This is a genomic window from Aeromonas dhakensis (assembly GCF_000820305.1).
GTDB lineage: Bacteria > Pseudomonadota > Gammaproteobacteria > Enterobacterales > Aeromonadaceae > Aeromonas > Aeromonas dhakensis.
In genome coordinates this window covers 56129-72747 of sequence record NZ_CDBH01000062.1, presented here as the reverse complement: position 1 = coordinate 72747, position 16619 = coordinate 56129, and the positions used below count along the sequence as shown (strand labels likewise).

The window sequence follows — 16619 nt, the reverse complement described above, 5'->3', positions numbered from 1 at the left end:
GGAATAAAACCTAAAGAATAAATGATATTTGGTTATATAAAATAACCGCTTCAGGTCTGGATCTTTGGTGCATCGGTGACGGGATCGGGCTGTGGGTAACTTTGGGGATGAAATCAGATCCACGGCTGCTGGATCCTTGAAAGTCAAGGATCTTATTTGCTGGATCCGCGAGGTCGCGGCTAGAGATCCAGCCGCTAAAAACGTAGAATAGCCGGTCTTTAGTTAATCAATCGACGGGAGTTTAGAGTGACTGCTTCGCTATGGCAGCAGTGCCTTAACCGGCTGCAAGATGAGTTGCCCTCGGCAGAATTCAGCATGTGGATCCGGCCGCTTCAAGCGGAGTTGAGTGACAATACTCTGACCCTGTATGCACCGAATCGTTTCGTTCTGGACTGGGTTCGAGACAAGTATCTCATCCGGGTGAACGGCATCATCAATGAGCTCTGCGGGGTCGATGGCCCCACCCTGCGTTTTGACATCGGCAATCGTCCCCATCCCGTCGCGGTGGCCAGGGCGCCGGCGCGGGGTGCGGATCCTGTGAATAACTCGCAGAAGAGCTGGGAAAGCAAGGCCGAGGCCAAGCCCGAACCGAACCACAAGAGCAACACCAACGTGAACTATACCTTCGAGAATTTCGTCGAGGGTAAGTCCAACCAGTTGGCCCGTGCGGCTGCCCGTCAGGTTGCCGACAATCCGGGCGGGGCCTACAACCCGCTGTTCCTCTATGGCGGCACCGGTCTGGGCAAGACCCACCTGCTACATGCCGTCGGCAACGCCATCAAGGAGCGCAAGCAGGACGCCAAAGTCATCTACATGCACTCCGAGCGGTTTGTGCAGGACATGGTGAAGGCGCTGCAGAATAACGCCATTGAAGAGTTCAAGCGTTATTACCGTAGCGTCGATGCCCTGCTCATTGATGACATCCAGTTCTTTGCCAACAAGGAGCGCTCCCAGGAGGAGTTCTTCCACACCTTCAATGCCCTGCTCGAAGGCAACCAGCAGATCATCCTGACCTCGGATCGCTATCCGAAGGAGATCAACGGGGTGGAAGATCGTCTCAAGTCCCGCTTCGGCTGGGGCCTGACCGTGGCGATCGAGCCGCCTGAGCTGGAGACGCGTGTCGCCATCCTGATGCGCAAGGCGGACGAGAACCAGATCCACCTGCCGGACGAAGTGGCCTTCTTCATCGCCAAGCGGCTGCGCTCCAACGTGCGCGAACTGGAAGGGGCGCTGAACCGGGTGATCGCCAATGCCAACTTCACCGGTCGCGCCATCAACATCGACTTCGTGCGCGAAGCGCTGCGCGATCTGCTGGCGTTGCAGGAGAAGCTGGTCACCATCGACAATATTCAGAAGACGGTGGCGGAGTACTACAAGATCAAGCTGGCGGATCTGCTTTCCAAGCGCCGTTCCCGCTCCGTTGCCCGTCCACGCCAGCTGGCGATGGCACTGGCTAAGGAGCTGACCAACCATAGCTTGCCGGAGATAGGTGATGCCTTTGGTGGTCGTGACCACACTACCGTGCTTCATGCCTGCCGCAAGATCGAGCAGCTGAAGGAAGAGAGTCACGACATCAAGGAAGACTATTCCAACCTGATCCGTACCCTTTCTTCCTGATGACGGAACTGAGTGCACAGATGCAGCTTGAACATGCCAACCTGATCCGAAACCTTTACTCCTAATCACAACGGAGAGCACAGATGCAGCTCGAAATTAGCCGTGAGGCCCTGTTACGTCCTCTGCAACTGGTGTCCGGTGCCCTCGGTGGCCGGCCGACCCTGCCGATCCTCGGCAACGTGCTGCTTGATGTCAGCAACGGTCTGCTGTCACTGACCGGTACCGACCTCGAAGTGGAGATGATCGGTCAGGTCTATCTCAACAGCGACAGTCAGGATGGCCGCACCACAGTACCGGCGCGCAAGCTGCTGGATATCTGTCGCGGTCTGCCGGAGGGGGCGGACATTCGCCTCAATACCGAAGGCGAGCGCCTGATCATCCGCTCCGGCCGCTCCCGCTTCAACCTGTCGACCCTGCCGGCCACCGAATACCCGAACATCGAGGATTGGGAATCCGTGCTCGAGTTCGACATCGGCCAGCTGGAGCTGAAAAAACTCATCGACGCGACCCAGTTCTCCATGGCGAGCCAGGACGTGCGCTACTACCTGAACGGCATGCTGTTCGAGAGCGAGGGCCATGGCCTGCGTACCGTGGCCACCGATGGTCACCGGCTGGCGACCTGCCGCCGCGAGGTGGTGAGCGAATCGCTGCCCGATCATCAGGTCATCCTGCCGCGCAAGGGCGTGCTGGAACTGGTGCGTCTGCTGGAAGCGGAAGACAAGCCGGTGCGGCTGCAGATCGGCCGTAGCAACCTGCGCGCCGCCCTCGACGGCTTCATCTTCACCTCCAAGCTGGTGGATGGCCGCTTCCCGGACTGGCGCCGCGTCATTCCGCGCAACAGCGACAAGGCCCTGATCGCTGGCCGTGAGGATCTGCGCCAGGCCTTTGCCCGTGCCGCCATCCTCTCCAACGAGAAATTCCGTGGGGTGCGTCTCAATCTGCAGGAAAACCTGCTGCGCATCACCGCCAACAACCCGGAACAGGAAGAAGCCGAAGAGCTGCTTGACGTACAATACGAAGCCGGCGAGATGGAGATTGGTTTCAACGTCTCTTATGTGCTGGACGTGCTGAATACGTTAAAATGTGACCAAATCCGGATCAGCCTGAGCGATTCCATCAGCAGCGCCATTATTGAGGATTTTGACAGTCAGGATGCTCAGTATGTGGTAATGCCGATGCGGATCTAGTCGTGTCCCTGGTCAAACTCCAGCTCAGCGACTTTCGCAATATCCAGCAGGCCAGTCTCGCGCTGTCACCCGGCCTCAATATCCTGGTCGGGTGCAACGGCAGCGGCAAGACCAGCGTGCTGGAAGCCATTCACTACCTCGGTCTTGGTCGCTCCTTTCGCACTCACCTGACCGGGCGGGTCATCCGCCAGGGGGAGAGGGCGTTTACCCTGTTCGCCCAATGCGAACTGGAAGGGCGCCAGGTGCCCATCGGCCTCGCCAAGGACAAGAGTGGCGAGACCCAGCTCAAGATTGCCGGTGCCCAGGCCCAGCGCCTGGCCGACCTGGCCGAGCTGCTGCCGGTGCAGCTGATCCACCCGGATGGCTTCAACCTGCTGACCGGCGGGCCCCAGGCTCGCCGAGCCTGGCTCGACTGGGGTGTTTTTCATCAGGAACCGACCTTCTTCTCCCTGTGGGGACGGGTACGGCGGCTGCTGAAACAGCGCAATGCACTGCTGCGCCAGAGCACCCAGTATCGCCAACTGGCGTTCTGGGATCAGGAGCTGGTGCGGTTGGGGGGAGAGCTGGCCGAGTTTCGCGCCAGTTATTGTCAGGCCATTACCCCCCTGATCAAGGAGATGACGGCGGACTTTTTGCCGGAATTCGACATCAGCCTTGGATTCTATCGAGGCTGGGAAAAAGATACCCCGCTCAATGAATTGCTGGAGGCGGGGTTTGAGCGGGATCGGACGCTGGGTTACACGGGCGTTGGTCCGCAGAAGGCCGATGTGCGCCTCAAGGCGAACGGCGTGCCCGCTCAGGATATTTTGTCCAGGGGTCAGCTGAAGTTGTTGGTCTGTGCCATGCGACTGGCCCAAGGGCTCTATTTGAATCAACATAGCAGCCGTGGCTGTATTTTTTTAATTGACGATTTTGCCTCTGAACTGGATGTCGACAAGCGCCGCTTGCTGGCCGCAAGGCTGAAGCAGTGTGCGTCCCAGGTGTTCATCACCGCCATCGACGCCGGTCAGCTCGCAGACATGATGGATGCGAATGACTGCAAGTTGTTCCACGTGGAACAAGGCAAGATCTCCGAAACGTTAGAGAAGGCAGAGAGTAAGCTATGAGTGAAAATACTTACGACTCCTCGAATATCAAGGTACTGAAGGGCCTGGATGCGGTCCGCAAGCGCCCGGGGATGTATATCGGCGATACGGATGATGGCTCGGGCCTGCACCACATGGTGTTCGAAGTGGTCGATAACTCCATTGACGAGGCGCTCGCTGGCTACTGCTCCGATATTCAGGTCAAGATCCACTCCGATGGTTCCGTCTCCGTCCGTGACAACGGCCGCGGCATTCCTGTCGACATTCACCCGGAAGAGGGTCGCTCCGCCGCAGAGGTCATCATGACCGTGCTGCACGCCGGCGGTAAATTCGATGACAACTCCTACAAGGTGTCCGGCGGTCTGCACGGCGTGGGCGTCTCAGTGGTGAACGCGCTCTCTGACAAGCTGTTGCTGACCATCCGTCGCAACGGTCATGTCTACGAGCAGACCTATCACCTGGGTGAGCCGCAGGCCCCGCTCAAGCAGATCGGCGATGCCACCACCACCGGGACCGAAGTGCGTTTCTGGCCGAGCCCGACCATCTTCAGCGATACCTTGTTCCACTACGAGATCCTGGCCAAGCGTCTGCGCGAGCTCTCCTTCCTCAACTCCGGCGTCTCCATCCGTCTGATGGACGAGCGTGACGGCCGCGAGGCGCACTTCTGCTACGAAGGCGGCATCAAGGCGTTTGTCGAGTACCTGAACCAGAACAAGACCCCGATCCACCCGAAGGTGTTCCACTTCACCACCGAGCAGGACGGCATCGGCGTCGAAGTGGCGATGCAGTGGAACGACGCCTATCAGGAAGGGGTCTACTGCTTCACCAACAACATTCCGCAGCGTGATGGCGGCACCCACCTGGTGGGCTTCCGTACCGCGCTGACCCGTACCCTCAACTCCTACATGGACAAAGAGGACTACAGCAAGAAGGCCAAGTCTGCCGCCAGTGGCGACGACGTGCGTGAAGGTCTGATTGCCGTTATCTCCGTCAAGGTGCCGGATCCCAAGTTCTCCTCCCAGACCAAGGACAAGCTGGTCTCCTCCGAAGTGAAGACTGCCGTCGAACAGGCGATGGGTGAGAAGCTGGCAGACTTCCTGCTGGAAAACCCGGGCGATGCCAAGATCGTGGTCAACAAGATCATCGATGCGGCCCGTGCCCGTGAAGCGGCCCGCAAGGCCCGCGAACTGACCCGCCGCAAGGGCGCGCTGGATATCGCCGGTCTGCCCGGCAAGCTGGCCGACTGTCAGGAAAAAGACCCGGCGCTCTCCGAACTCTACATAGTGGAAGGGGACTCTGCTGGCGGTTCCGCCAAGCAGGGTCGCAACCGGAAGAACCAGGCCATCCTGCCGCTCAAGGGCAAGATCCTGAACGTGGAGAAGGCCCGTTTCGACAAGATGATCTCCTCCCAGGAGGTGGGCACCCTGATCACCGCACTGGGCTGCGGTATCGGTCGCGACGAGTACAACCCGGACAAGCTGCGCTATCACAACATCATCATCATGACCGATGCGGACGTCGATGGTGCGCACATCCGTACCCTGCTGCTGACCTTCTTCTATCGTCAGATGCCGGAAATCATTGAACGTGGTTATGTCTACATCGCCCAGCCGCCGCTCTACAAGGTGAAGAAGGGCAAGCAGGAGCAGTACCTGAAAGACGAGGACGCGCTGCTGCAATACCAGACTGCCATGGCGCTGGATGGTGCGACCCTGCACGTCAACGAGTCTGCTCCGGCCATCGGTGGTGAGGCTCTGGAGCGTCTGGTCAACCAGCATCGCGCCGTGACCCACCTCATCACCCGCATGTCCCGTCGTGCGCCGGAAGCGGTATTGACCCAGCTGATCTATCAGCCGGAACTGAACGAAGCACTGCTGACCAGCGAGAGCGATCTGCAGGCCTGGTGCCAGAGCATGGAAGCCGTGCTCAACGAGAGCAACCACGGCATCCAGTACCAGATGCAGGTGCGCCGCGATGAAGAGCGCCGTCTGTTCGTGCCGCATGCCGTGGTACGTCAGCACGGTGTCGACCGCGAATACCCGATCAGCTACGACTTCCTGCAATCCTCCGAGTACCGTCAACTGGTCTCGCTGGGCAAGGAGATCGCCAACCTGATCGAGGAAGGCGGTTACATCAAGCGTGGCGAGAAGGTGAAGCCGGTCGCCAGCTTCGTCGAAGCGGTCGAGTGGCTGATGGGCGAAGGCAAGCGCGGTATCTACATCCAGCGCTATAAAGGGCTGGGCGAGATGAACCCGGACCAGCTGTGGGAAACCACCATGGATCCGGAAGCCCGTCGCATGCTGCGCGTCACCATCGACGATGCCGTCGGTGCTGACCAGCTCTTCTCCACCCTGATGGGTGACGCAGTAGAGCCGCGTCGCGACTTTATCGAGACCAACGCCCTGCGCGTGGCCAACCTCGACGTCTAATTCGACGCTGTCAGTACGATATAAAAAAGCCGCTCCCTGTGAGCGGCTTTTTGTTTTTCTGGCGGAGGAGGTGGCACGTTCCACGTGAAACATTGAACCCGATTACCCCAGCTCAGGTGCAGGGCAGTAGAGGCGCAGGCGATGGCCGTCCGGATCGAGGGCCATACAGGTGTAGCCAAACTCCATCCGGGTCGGTGCCTGGATCAGGGTGAGCCCGCGCGCCTGCCACTCCGCAGACTGGCGATCGACGGCGGCATCATCGGGGAGGGCGAAGGCCAGCTCCATGGCCCCGGCAGTTTGGGTCACGGCGGGTTCGACCGTGGCGCTGGACCAGAGTGCCAGTCTGGCGCCTGACTCGAACACGAACATGGTAAAGGTGGGGGACTCTTCTACCGGTGGGCGGCCGAACAGCTCGCGGTAAAAGAGGGCGCTGCGGGTCGGGTTGGCAACGTAGAGGATGGTGAACTGGGGGACTAACATGGTGATGCTCCTTGCTGATGAGATGGCGCATCGGCGCCGACCCCATCAGCATGGCGCCGCCTGCTGTCAGTTTCTGTCAGCAATGAATCTGGGCTGCGGGATCTGCTGGCTGGCGCGCCACTCCTTGAGCAACCGTTCCCGATTGCCAGGATAAGGTTCCGCCTCCAGCCGCATCGCGCTGATCCTGTCCACCCGAAAGTGGCGAAAGCCCTGGCGCAGCTCGCACCAGGCCACCAGTATCCGCACCTGGTCGAAGTAGCCGAGGGCACAGGGCCAGACGGTGCGCTCCGAACTCGCTTCCTTGAGATCCCGATAGCTCAGGGTCACCTTGCGCTGCTGGCGGATGGCGCTGCGCAGCGGAGCCTCATCGACGGGGCTGTCACCGCGAGCGGTGCCGATCAGCAGGGCATTGGCATGCAGCTGTTGGCGATAATCGGCGGGCAGCACGGCCTCTATCTTGGCCAGCGCGCTGCTGGCGGCGGTGCTGAGGGCATGATCGGCATGGGCCGCCACCCAGCGTGAGCCCAGTACCAGCGCATCCAGTTCCTCTTCGCTGAACATCAGCGGCGGCAGCATGAAGCCGGGGCGCAGCACATAGCCGATACCCGCTTCCCCCTCGATGTGGGCGCCCTGTGCCTGCAGGGTGGCGATATCCCGATAGAGGGTGCGCAGACTGATGCCAAGCTGGCTGGCCAGCTCGCTGCCGGTGATGGCGTAGCGGTGGCCGCGCAGCAGTTGCAGCAGGGCCAGCAGGCGTTCGGAACGGGACATGATGTGGCTCCTCAAGATCTCCGCTCAGGGTGCCATGTTTGTGACTGGGGGAGGAAGCCCAATAAGGAAAAAGCCAGCAAATGGGCGGAGAGAAGATTTTTCGATCAGAGCCCTTGAAAGCCGAAAGCGGGCCCCTATATAGATAACAAGGTCGGAACGCTCGACAGAGGTTTCGACCAGGCGCCCGTCCATCAGGAGGGCAAACAATCCGTTATCGCTCAAAAGAGGATAATACTATGCGTTCTATCGACTTTTCTCCGCTCTATCGTTCTGCCATCGGTTTCGATCGTCTGGCCAATCTCATCGAATCTGCGGCCAGCAATGGCAATGCCGGTTATCCCCCCTACAACATCGAGCAGCTGGGTGACAGCGACTACCGCATCAGTATGGCGGTGGCGGGCTTTACCCAGGAAGAGCTGGAGCTGAGTTTCCAGGAAAATCTGCTGACGGTGAAGGGCAACAAGCAGGCCGATACCGAGCGTAACTACCTCTATCAAGGCATAGCCGAACGCGGCTTCGAGCGTCGCTTCCAGCTGGCCGACTATGTGCGGGTGAAGGGCGCCGATCTTAAGAACGGTCTGTTGCACATCGACCTGGTGCGCGAAGTGCCCGAGGCGATGAAACCCCGTAAGATCGAGATCAACGGCTGACCGCCTGACCTCGTTGCATTATTGATGTTTCCCGGGTGCCGATTGACGGGCCCGTGGAGAGTAAACCCTGTTGCTTTATAGAAGGATAGGATCATGCGTAACCTCGATTTTTCTCATCTCTATTCCAATGCCGTCGGCTTCGAGCGGATGGCCCGTGAGCTGGAAGGGCTGTTCGATCAGAAGACCTCGGCCTACCCCCCGTACAACATTGAAAAGCGCGACCACGACAGCTACCTCATCACGGTTGCCGTGGCTGGTTTCGAGCGCAATGAGCTGGAGCTGGAGACCGAAAACGGCACCCTCAAGGTGAAGGGGCGCAAGGTCGCCTCCATGGGCGAGCGCCAGTTCCTCCATCAGGGGATCGCCGAGCGGGACTTCGAGCTCGCCTTCAAGCTGAGCCAGCACGTGGAAGTGCAGGGTGCCAAGCTGGAGCATGGTCTGCTGACCATAGAGCTGGCCCGCGAGCTGCCGGAGGCGCTCAAGCCCCGCGCCATCCCCATCGGCAAACCCGAACAGCTGGCGCTGCCCGGCTAAACAGTACCGCTGACCAGCTGATAGAAGAGAGGCCTGCATTCGCAGGCCTCTCTGTTTATGTTCGCCTGACTGGCGCTTAGCCGGCGTAGAGGGCGTTGATCTCGTCGGCCAGGATGGCGATGCCGCGCCGCACCAGCTCCTCGCTCTGGGAGTAGTTGAGGCGGATGCATTCCCGGCTGTGACGCCACTCCGGGTCATCGATGCCGGGGAAGAAGTAGTGACCCGGCACGATCAGCAGGTTCTTCGCCTTCAGTCGCTCGTACAGCGCCTGGCAGTGGATCGGCAGGTCTTCGAACCAGAGCCAGAGGAAGAGGGCGCCTTCCGGCTTGTGGATATGGAAGCGCGGATCGGGGATGGCCTCGCGCAGCAGCTGCACCGCCAGCTCCGCCTTCTGCCGATAGAAGGGTTTCACCACCTGTTCGCTGAGGGCGATGATCTCGCCGCTCTCGATCATCGGAATGGTGATGGCGGGGCCCAGACTGCCCGGTGCTAGATTGATGATGCCGCTCAGGTTGGTGATGGCCTGAATGATCTTCTCGTCGGCGATGACGATGCCGCAGCGAGTACCCGGCAACCCCAGCTTGGAGAGGCTCATGCAGAGGATGGTGTTGGCGTTCCAGAACGGCTTGGCCTCGCTGAAGATGATGCCAGGGAAGGGGACGCCGTAGGCGTTGTCGATCAGTAGCGGAATGCCCTTGTCGCGGGCGATCTGATCGAGGTGCTCGATCTCTTCATCGGTCAGCACGTTGCCGGTCGGGTTGGTCGGCCGGGAGACGCAGATCACCCCGATGTCGTCACCCACCTGCAGGCTCTCGAAGTCCACGTGGTACTTGAACTGGCCGTCGGGCAGTTTCTCGATGGTGGGTTTGTAGGCCACGAAGTAGTCGTCGGCCAGAGCCGAGTCGGCATAACCGATGTACTCGGGAGCGAGCGGGAACAGCACCTTCTTCTTGCGGCCATCGGCAAATTCGCCCGCCAGCAGGTTGAACAGATAGAAGAAGGCGTTCTGGCTGCCGTTGGTCAGTGCGATGTTGCGGGCTGAGATCTCCCAACCCAGCTCCTTGCTGAGCAGGGCCGCCAGCGCCTTGGTGAACCTGTCCTTGCCCTGGGGGCCATCGTAGTTGGCCATCGCCTTCACCAGCTCGCCGTTGTCGAGCAGGCTCTTGGCCTCGGCCTGAAAGCGTTCCAGCATGGCAGGGATGGGGGCCGGGTTGCCGCCACCCAGCATGATGGCGTCCGGATTGGTCAGCCCCTGATTAAGGTCATCCATGAGTTGGGTAATACCGGCATGGCGAGTGAACTTCTCGCCGAACAAGGAAAATTCCATTCGGTGACAGATCCAGAGTCAGTTACGGGGGACTAGCACCATAGCTCAGTTTAAAAGCGAGTGTCGATCAAAAAGATGGGACGTTCCACGTGGAACAGCAGGCAAAATCTAGTGTGGTTAAAATGACCACTTGTTGGTTCAATCCTGACTACAGGATGCTTTTCAACTGGCGCCACTTTTCATCTGAAAATAATTAATTCTAGTAAAATCATATCGTTATAGATGTGGCACGACAATTGGAATAGTTATCTGGTCATCTCAACCACACCGGAGCACACCAGATGAAAATCCTGATCGCAACCTTGATTGCCAGCAGCCTGAGCCTGAACGTCATGGCCGACGAGTACTCCAGACCCGAACTGGACAGCGTGAAGCTGGAGCAGGAAGTATTGGCCCAGCAGCAGCAGGCCTCCCATGCGGTGGTGGAGGAGGCGATCCACAACCTCAAGCCGCTGGCGCTGGAGACCCTGGTGGTGGAGGCGAGCTCGGCCGATGCGACTCATCCCGAGAGTTGAGATAGCGCAAGGGGGTCTGCCCCGTGTGTTGCCTGAAGAAGGCGATGAAGGCGCTGTCGCTGGCGAACTCCAGCGCAGCCGCCACCCGACTGATGGGCTCGGCTTCTGCCAGCAGCTCCAGCGCCCGCAGCAGTCGCCACTGCTGACGCCAGGCCTGGTAGCTCATGCCGGTCTCCCGCATGAAGATGCGGCCTATGGTCTTGTCACTGGCACCCACCCGTTCGGCCAGCCGGTTGAGCCGATCGGGCAGGGCGTCACCCTGCTTCACCTCCTGCAGCCAGCCGGCCAGACGCACGTCTGACGGCAGCGGCAACTGCCAGGATTCCCGCGGCGCTTGCGCCAGCTCCTCTTTCAATAATGCCAGTGTGCAGGTCTGCTCTGCCTCCGGCTTGTCCCACGGCCAGAGCGCCATCCGTTCGATGATCTCTCGCAGCAGCGGGTTGACCGCCAGCACCGCCATCTCGGCCAGCAAGCCGGGTTCGGGTTTGAAATAGAGGGAGCGATAGGCCACCACCCCGCGCATCAGCACCCGATGGGGCAGACCCGCCGGCAACCAGGCGGCCCGCGTCGGCGGCAGCAGGCAGACCTGATCGTCCAGCTCTATGGTCATGCAGCCGGCCTGGGCGAACAGCAGCTGATGGCGCCTGTGCTGGTGGCGGCCAGAGTCGTGCCAGCCGAGGGCGGCGGCGATACCGATGGCACTGCCGTCGTGCTGGTCCGGATCAAAAGGGTGATCGGGAAGAATAAAGGCCATGTGTCCGATTCTTGATGTTTATAGTCCTGCTTATTGTAATCGGACAATCGGCGTCACTCTAGAATGACGGCCTCTAGTGAAGGAGGTTTGTCATGAACAACAAGTTGCCACCGCTCTGGCTGGTGGTCGGACTGATGATGTTTCCGCAGATAGTGGAGACCATCTACAGCCCGGTACTGACCCATATCGCCACTGAGTTTCGGGTGAGCGAGGGGCAGGCATCCCAGACCCTGTCGGTCTATTTTCTGGCGTTTGCGGCGGGAGTGGTTTGCTGGGGCAGACTGTGCGATCTCATCGGGCGGCGTCCCGCCATGCTGGCGGGGTTGCTGACCTATGGCGCCGGCACCCTGCTGGCGTTGCTGGCCACTGAGTTTGAAACCCTGCTGCTGGCCCGGGTCATTGCGGCCTTCGGTGCCGCCGTGGGCTCAGTGGTGACCCAGACCATGCTGCGCGACAGCTATCAGGGCAGCGATCTGGCGCGGGTCTTCTCGGTGATGGGCATCGCGCTCTCCCTGAGCCCAGTGCTGGGGCTGGTGAGCGGCGGCCTGCTGGCCGATGGTTTTGGTTATCTCGGGGTATTTGGCGCCCTGCTGGCGCTGGCAATCGGCTTGTTGCTGATGGCCTGCCGGCAGTTGCCGGAAACCCGGCCGATCACCACCCAGCGAGTGGCACTCTGGCCGCTGGCATGCCGGATGGTGCGTGATAGCGGCTTGTGGCGCAGCGCCGCTCTGGTGGCCCTGTTCAACACCATGCTGTTCGGCTACTACAGTCTGGCGCCATTTCTGTTTGCCGGGCTGGGGCTGAGCGCGGGCGAGTTTGGTTACTCCGGTATCGTGCTGGCACTGGCGACCCTGGGGGGCAGTCTGCTCAACAAGCGTCTGCTGGGGCTTGGCTGGTCGCCTGCCTCCCTGATCAGGCTCGCCGCCGTGCTGGCGCTGGGTTCTGGCTGGCTGGTGTGGGCCAGCCAGGCTTCACTCTGGTTTCTGCTGCCCATGACGGGAGTGGTAGTGGCATTCGGGCTGGCGATCCCCAATGTGCTGAGCCAGGCGCTGCTGGCCTATAGGGAGGTGGCGGGCAGTGCCGGCGCTCTGTTCGGGCTCGGTTACTACCTGCTGCTCAGCCTGGGGTTGGCGGTTGCAGCCAGCTTGCAGGATCTCGGTCTGCTGCTCGGTGGCTGCGGTCTGTTGGCATTGTGTTGTTGCTGGCGTCGTTCCACGTGAAACATCAGCTGCCAATAAAACGGTAGCCGATGCCGGACTCGGTCTCGATGAGGGTGGGTTGCTGGGAATGCTGCCGCCCAGCTTCTTGCTGCAATATCAGCTGCCGATAAAGCGGTAGCCGATGCCGGATTCGGTCTCGATAAGGGCGGGGTCTTGAGGGTTATCCCCCAGCTTCTTGCGCAGGCTGGCGATGACGATGCGCAGGTAGTGGGTGTCCTCCTTGTGGCTCGGCCCCCAGATGTCGTTGAGCAGCTGGGTCTGCAGCACCAGCTTGCCGGGGTGGCACACCAGGGCCTGCAGCAGGGCGAACTCCTTGCGGGAGAGGGCCACCTCTTCCTCCCCCAGGGTGACCCTGTGGCTGCTGCTGTCCAGGGTCAGCCCGCATTGGGGGAAGTGGCGGCACTCACCGCTGCTGACCCCGGCCCGCTGGCGCAGCAGCACCCGGATACGGGCCATCATCTCGCCGACGCCGAACGGCTTGCTCATGTAGTCATTGGCTCCAGCATCCAGCAGCCGCACCTTCTCCTGCTCCGAGTCCCGCGCCGACAGCACCAGTACCGGATGCTGATGGTGCTCGCGAATGGCCTGCAACACCTGGAGACCATCCCCATCCGGCAGGCCTAGATCCAGGATCACCAGGTCGGGGTTGAGGTGGCGATACTGCGCCACACCCTCGTTGACGCCAACGGCCTCGCTGACCTGATGGCCTTCGGCGATCAGGCTGATCCGCAAAAAACGGCGGATGGCCGCCTCGTCGTCGATGACCAGTATGTGAGCCATTCAACCTCCAGCTCGCTGATGAAAAAGGGCGGCGACCATCAGGCCGCCGGAGCATTGAGGGCCAGCGGCAGGGAGATGCGCATGCAGGTGCCGTTGCCGTTGGGGCCGGAAAAGGCCCAGATGCGGCCCCCATGGACCTCTATCATAGCGCGGGAAATGGCGAGGCCAAGCCCGGTGCCACGGCTGCCGCAATCACCGACCGGCTGGGTGTAGAAGAGGTTGAAGATCTTGTCGCGGTCCGACTCGGCGATGCCGACCCCGATATCTATGATGTCGATGATGAGGTCGGGGTCCGCCAGCATCACCTTGAACTCGATGGGGGTGCCGGCCGGCGAGTAGCGGGAGGCGTTGTCGAGGATGTTGACCAGCACCTGCTCGATCAGGGCGCCGTGCACATAGAGGCGGGGGATCTGCTGATCGAAGTGCACCAGCAGCTTGTGCTGGCGCCAGGAAGAGTCGAGCCGGCGGCGGGCATTCTCCACCAGATCCGCAAGATCGACCCAGTCCCGTTTCAGCTGGAAGTCGGGTGAGCCGATGCGGGTCATGTCCAGCAGGTTCTGCACATAGCTGTGCAGGCGGCGCGCCTCCTCCTGCACCGAGTGCAACAGCTCGCTGCGGTCTTCGCTGCTGATCCGGTCACCATATTCCAGCAGGGTGCTACCGGCGCCCATGATGGTGGCGAGCGGCGTCTTCAAATCGTGGGAGACTGAGGAGAGCAGGGCGGCGCGCATCCGGTCGGTCTCTGCCTGCAGCTGGCTGTCGGCCAGCCGCTCGTTGAGGTCGATCCGGGCCAGGGCGGCGCGGATATCGGTGAGCAGCGCCTGCAGCTGATGCTCGGCCGAGGAGGCTAGCGGATTGGCCAGCAGTATGCCCAGCACCAGCTCATCGCTGAGGTGATGGTACTGGGCCTCGGCCGCGTTGAGGGTGGCGGTGTGGGCGCCGGCGCTCTGCTTCTGGGCCAGACACCAGTCGATGGCCGCCTTGTCGGTCTGCCCCGGCTTGTGCTCGGTCGAGCCGGCCCAGTACTGGTAGTGCCGATCGAGGGCAAACACCGGCTGGCCCAGTGCCAGCGAGATGGCCTGGCTCCCTTGCCTGAGCACCTCGACCGGACTGCTGGCGGTGGCCAACCCCTGACTCAGGGAGAGCAGGGCATTGCCCAGCTGCTGGGTCTCGCGCAGGCCGACCAGCTGCTGGCGCTGACGGGAGGCGAGCCGCCCGGCCGTGATGCCGACGATGAGCAGCACGAACAGGGTGAGCAGGTCGCTGTGGCTGGCGACGCTGAGGGAGAAGTAGGGGACGGTGAACAACAGGTTGTGGCCGACGAAGCCCAGCACGGCGGCCAGGATGGCGGGCACCAGGCTGGTGGTGAGCGCGGTGGCCAGTACCCCCAGCACGAACAGCATGGGCAGGGAGGCGGGCGGCAGCCAGTGGGATAGTCCCCAGACGGCGGCCGAGGTGGTCCCCATGATGACCACCGCCAGCAGGCTCTGGCGAATGTCCTTGGGGTGAAGCGGCTGCCAGTTCAGGCCGGGTTTGCGTTTCTCGGTATCCACCAGGGTGATCTCGAGCCCCTGTGCCTGCCTGAGCAGATGCTGCACCAGCGAGCGGCGCCACGGCGCCTTGTGGGGTTTGCCCAGCAGCAGTTGCGACACCTGCTGCTGTTCGGCCGTCTCCAGCAGGGCGTCGGCCACCGCCGGGCTGGAGAGGGTCAGCACCTTGGCCCCCAGCTGGGAGGCGAGCGCCAGCGCCTGCTCCTGTTCGGCGGAACGCTGCCCCTTGCTGTCGACGTGCACCACCAGCCAGGGCAGCTGGCGGCGCTGGGCGAAGCGGTGGCCGTAGCGCACTAGGGCGGCGCCGTGCTCGTCGCCGAGGCAGACCATCAGCTTGCCTCTTAGCGGCAGCGTGGTCTTGCCGGCGGCCTGCCACTGCAGTTGCAGATCCCCCTCCACGTGGCTGGCGGCGGTCTGCATCGCCAGCTCCCGCAGGGCGGTCAGGTTGTTGAGGGAGAAGAAGGACTGCAGGGCGGCCTTGGCCTGGTGGGGCACATAGACCTTGCCCTCCTTGAGACGGCCGAGCAGCTCCTTGGGGGGGAGGTCGATCAGCACCAGGCTGTCGGCTTCCAGCAGCACCTGGTCGGGCAGGGTCTCCTTGACCCTGACCCCGGTCAGTTGCCACACCAGATCGTTGAGGCTCTCCAGGTGCTGCACGTTGAGGGTGGTGTAGACGTCGATACCGGCGCCGAGCAGCTCCTCCACATCCTGCCAGCGCTTCTCGTGGCGGCTGCCGGGGGCGTTGCTGTGGGCCAGCTCGTCCACCACGGCGATGGCGGGTTTGCGGGTCAGCAGGCCGTCCAGATCCATCTCCTCCAACCGCTGCTGGCGGTGCAGGTGCAGCTTGCGCGGCTGGATGGCGAGCTTGTCGAGCAGGGCCAGGGTCTCCTGGCGGCCGTGCGTCTCCACCACCCCGATCAGGATGTCGACCCCCTCTTTGGCCTGTTCCCGCACCGCCTGCAGCATGGCGTAGGTCTTGCCCACGCCGGGGGCGGCGCCGAGAAACACCTTCAGCTTGCCCCTGTGCTCCTGTTCCAGGCTCGCCAGCAGGGCGTCCGCCCTCACTTCATCACGCATCCCCGCGCTCCCGTTGCATCGGCCGAACCGCGGCCGTGACCTCATTGCTCATGCTTGTCCCCGTTGTCGAAAGGGAGCCTTCCCGAGCGGCAAGGAGCGCCCTCAGGCGCCCTTTTGATGATCGAGTTGCAGGTTCAACTGGAGAATGTTGACCACCTGCGGGCCAAGGATACCAGCTTGTGCCGCCGACTTGACCAGCTCCGTCAGCCGAACGGGATCCAGCCCCCGTTGCCCGGCAACCCGCTCCACCTGAGCCAGCACCGCATCGAGCGGCAGATGGGGATCGAGGCCGGAGGCGGAGCGGGTCAGCAGGGCGGGGACCCTGGCTTCCGGCTGCGCCCTGGCCACCGCTGCGGCAAACTCGGCCCGCAGCGGCGAGCTCATCCCCAGGTTGCTGGCGCCGCCACCTATGGTGGCGAAGTCGCTGGCGGAGGGGCGAGAGTGGAAGTAGTCGGCCCGCTCGAACTTCTGGGCCAGCAGGGCGCTGCCGACCACTTGCTGCTTGTCGTTGGTGAGCTGGCTACCGTTGGCCTGCCAGGGGAAAACAAGCTGGGCCAGCCCGGTGACGGCCAGCGGATAAGCCACCCCCAGCAGCAGGGTCAGGGTCAGCAGGGTTCTGATTGCTATCATGATTTTTTTGCTC

15 protein-coding genes are annotated in these 16619 nt (G+C 61.8%); 8 read left to right on the top strand and 7 right to left on the bottom strand.

Annotation, left to right across the window (positions count from 1 at the left end; translation table 11 throughout):
- The first annotated feature begins 246 nt into the window (after positions 1-246).
- The 4 genes from dnaA to gyrB all read left to right on the top strand — a co-directional run bounded on the left by dnaA (position 247) and on the right by gyrB (position 6318).
- Positions 247-1617, top strand: coding sequence for a chromosomal replication initiator protein DnaA (dnaA, locus tag BN1143_RS18070; protein ID WP_005307141.1), 1371 nt, complete (start codon positions 247-249; stop codon positions 1615-1617).
- Between the two features lie 83 nt (positions 1618-1700).
- Complete coding sequence (gene dnaN / locus BN1143_RS18065; RefSeq protein ID WP_005307138.1) at positions 1701-2804, top strand: DNA polymerase III subunit beta; 1104 nt, start codon at positions 1701-1703, stop codon at positions 2802-2804.
- A gap of 2 nt (positions 2805-2806) precedes the next feature.
- Positions 2807-3910: a DNA replication/repair protein RecF gene (gene recF, locus BN1143_RS18060; RefSeq protein ID WP_042051611.1), complete on the top strand. Its 1104-nt coding sequence runs from the start codon at positions 2807-2809 to the stop codon at positions 3908-3910.
- Complete coding sequence (gyrB, locus tag BN1143_RS18055) at positions 3907-6318, top strand: DNA topoisomerase (ATP-hydrolyzing) subunit B (protein ID WP_017766631.1); 2412 nt, start codon at positions 3907-3909, stop codon at positions 6316-6318. Before recF ends, gyrB begins: the two co-directional genes overlap by 4 nt.
- Before the next feature lie 102 nt (positions 6319-6420).
- Here gyrB and BN1143_RS18050 read toward each other — a convergent pair whose 3' ends face one another.
- Both BN1143_RS18050 and BN1143_RS18045 read right to left on the bottom strand, forming a co-directional pair.
- Positions 6421-6798: a VOC family protein gene (locus BN1143_RS18050; RefSeq protein WP_042051610.1), complete on the bottom strand. Its 378-nt coding sequence runs from the start codon at positions 6796-6798 to the stop codon at positions 6421-6423.
- A gap of 66 nt (positions 6799-6864) precedes the next feature.
- Positions 6865-7569, bottom strand: a complete 705-nt coding sequence (locus tag BN1143_RS18045; protein ID WP_010635611.1) for a helix-turn-helix transcriptional regulator — start codon at positions 7567-7569, stop codon at positions 6865-6867.
- A 236-nt stretch (positions 7570-7805) separates the two neighbouring features.
- On the opposite strand from BN1143_RS18045, the gene BN1143_RS18040 reads away from it, so the two are divergent.
- Positions 7806-8219: an Hsp20 family protein gene (locus BN1143_RS18040; RefSeq protein WP_010635612.1), complete on the top strand. Its 414-nt coding sequence runs from the start codon at positions 7806-7808 to the stop codon at positions 8217-8219.
- Positions 8220-8312: 93 nt separating this feature from the next.
- Positions 8313-8753 carry an Hsp20 family protein gene (locus BN1143_RS18035; RefSeq protein WP_017766633.1) on the top strand — a complete coding sequence of 147 codons (441 nt, stop codon included), beginning with the start codon at positions 8313-8315 and terminating at the stop codon, positions 8751-8753.
- 76 nt (positions 8754-8829) lie between these two features.
- Here the strand turns inward: BN1143_RS18035 and BN1143_RS18030 are convergent, their stop codons facing one another.
- Positions 8830-10080 (bottom strand): valine--pyruvate transaminase, encoded by a 1251-nt coding sequence (locus BN1143_RS18030; RefSeq protein ID WP_042051609.1) that lies wholly within the window; start codon positions 10078-10080, stop codon positions 8830-8832.
- Positions 10081-10361: 281 nt separating this feature from the next.
- Here BN1143_RS18030 and BN1143_RS18025 point away from each other — a divergent pair, with 281 nt between their 5' ends.
- Positions 10362-10595 carry a hypothetical protein gene (locus BN1143_RS18025; RefSeq protein WP_042051608.1) on the top strand — a complete coding sequence of 78 codons (234 nt, stop codon included), beginning with the start codon at positions 10362-10364 and terminating at the stop codon, positions 10593-10595.
- Here the strand turns inward: BN1143_RS18025 and BN1143_RS18020 are convergent.
- Complete coding sequence (locus tag BN1143_RS18020) at positions 10525-11349, bottom strand: AraC family transcriptional regulator (protein WP_042051607.1); 825 nt, start codon at positions 11347-11349, stop codon at positions 10525-10527. The two genes, BN1143_RS18025 and BN1143_RS18020, sit on opposite strands and share 71 nt — an antisense overlap.
- A gap of 92 nt (positions 11350-11441) precedes the next feature.
- Here BN1143_RS18020 and BN1143_RS18015 point away from each other — a divergent pair, with 92 nt between their 5' ends.
- Positions 11442-12569 carry a multidrug effflux MFS transporter gene (locus BN1143_RS18015; protein ID WP_042051606.1) on the top strand — a complete coding sequence of 376 codons (1128 nt, stop codon included), beginning with the start codon at positions 11442-11444 and terminating at the stop codon, positions 12567-12569.
- A 96-nt stretch (positions 12570-12665) separates the two neighbouring features.
- On the opposite strand, the gene BN1143_RS18010 is transcribed toward BN1143_RS18015, so the two are convergent.
- The 3 genes from BN1143_RS18010 to BN1143_RS18000 all read right to left on the bottom strand — a co-directional run bounded on the left by BN1143_RS18010 (position 12666) and on the right by BN1143_RS18000 (position 16606).
- Positions 12666-13349: a response regulator gene (locus BN1143_RS18010; protein WP_017780324.1), complete on the bottom strand. Its 684-nt coding sequence runs from the start codon at positions 13347-13349 to the stop codon at positions 12666-12668.
- Positions 13350-13387: 38 nt separating this feature from the next.
- Entirely contained in the window at positions 13388-15976 is a 2589-nt protein-coding gene (locus tag BN1143_RS18005) for a sensor histidine kinase (protein WP_017780325.1), read from the bottom strand.
- A gap of 102 nt (positions 15977-16078) precedes the next feature.
- The gene (locus BN1143_RS18000) at positions 16079-16606 is read right to left on the bottom strand and encodes a potassium-transporting ATPase subunit C (RefSeq protein ID WP_017780326.1); all 528 of its coding nucleotides are present in this window, start codon (positions 16604-16606) and stop codon (positions 16079-16081) included.
- Positions 16607-16619 lie beyond the last annotated feature (13 nt).

Coding starts and splice junctions, on each gene's coding strand:
- dnaN (WP_005307138.1), top strand. CDS start 1,701: ATGCAGCTCGAAATTAGCCGTGAGGCCCTGTTACGTCCTCTGCAACTG.
- gyrB (WP_017766631.1), top strand. CDS start 3,907: ATGAGTGAAAATACTTACGACTCCTCGAATATCAAGGTACTGAAGGGC.
- BN1143_RS18050 (WP_042051610.1), bottom strand. CDS start 6,798: ATGTTAGTCCCCCAGTTCACCATCCTCTACGTTGCCAACCCGACCCGC.
- BN1143_RS18045 (WP_010635611.1), bottom strand. CDS start 7,569: ATGTCCCGTTCCGAACGCCTGCTGGCCCTGCTGCAACTGCTGCGCGGC.
- BN1143_RS18040 (WP_010635612.1), top strand. CDS start 7,806: ATGCGTTCTATCGACTTTTCTCCGCTCTATCGTTCTGCCATCGGTTTC.
- BN1143_RS18035 (WP_017766633.1), top strand. CDS start 8,313: ATGCGTAACCTCGATTTTTCTCATCTCTATTCCAATGCCGTCGGCTTC.
- BN1143_RS18030 (WP_042051609.1), bottom strand. CDS start 10,080: ATGGAATTTTCCTTGTTCGGCGAGAAGTTCACTCGCCATGCCGGTATT.
- BN1143_RS18025 (WP_042051608.1), top strand. CDS start 10,362: ATGAAAATCCTGATCGCAACCTTGATTGCCAGCAGCCTGAGCCTGAAC.
- BN1143_RS18020 (WP_042051607.1), bottom strand. CDS start 11,349: ATGGCCTTTATTCTTCCCGATCACCCTTTTGATCCGGACCAGCACGAC.
- BN1143_RS18015 (WP_042051606.1), top strand. CDS start 11,442: ATGAACAACAAGTTGCCACCGCTCTGGCTGGTGGTCGGACTGATGATG.
- BN1143_RS18010 (WP_017780324.1), bottom strand. CDS start 13,349: ATGGCTCACATACTGGTCATCGACGACGAGGCGGCCATCCGCCGTTTT.
- BN1143_RS18005 (WP_017780325.1), bottom strand. CDS start 15,976: ATGCGTGATGAAGTGAGGGCGGACGCCCTGCTGGCGAGCCTGGAACAG.
- BN1143_RS18000 (WP_017780326.1), bottom strand. CDS start 16,606: ATGATAGCAATCAGAACCCTGCTGACCCTGACCCTGCTGCTGGGGGTG.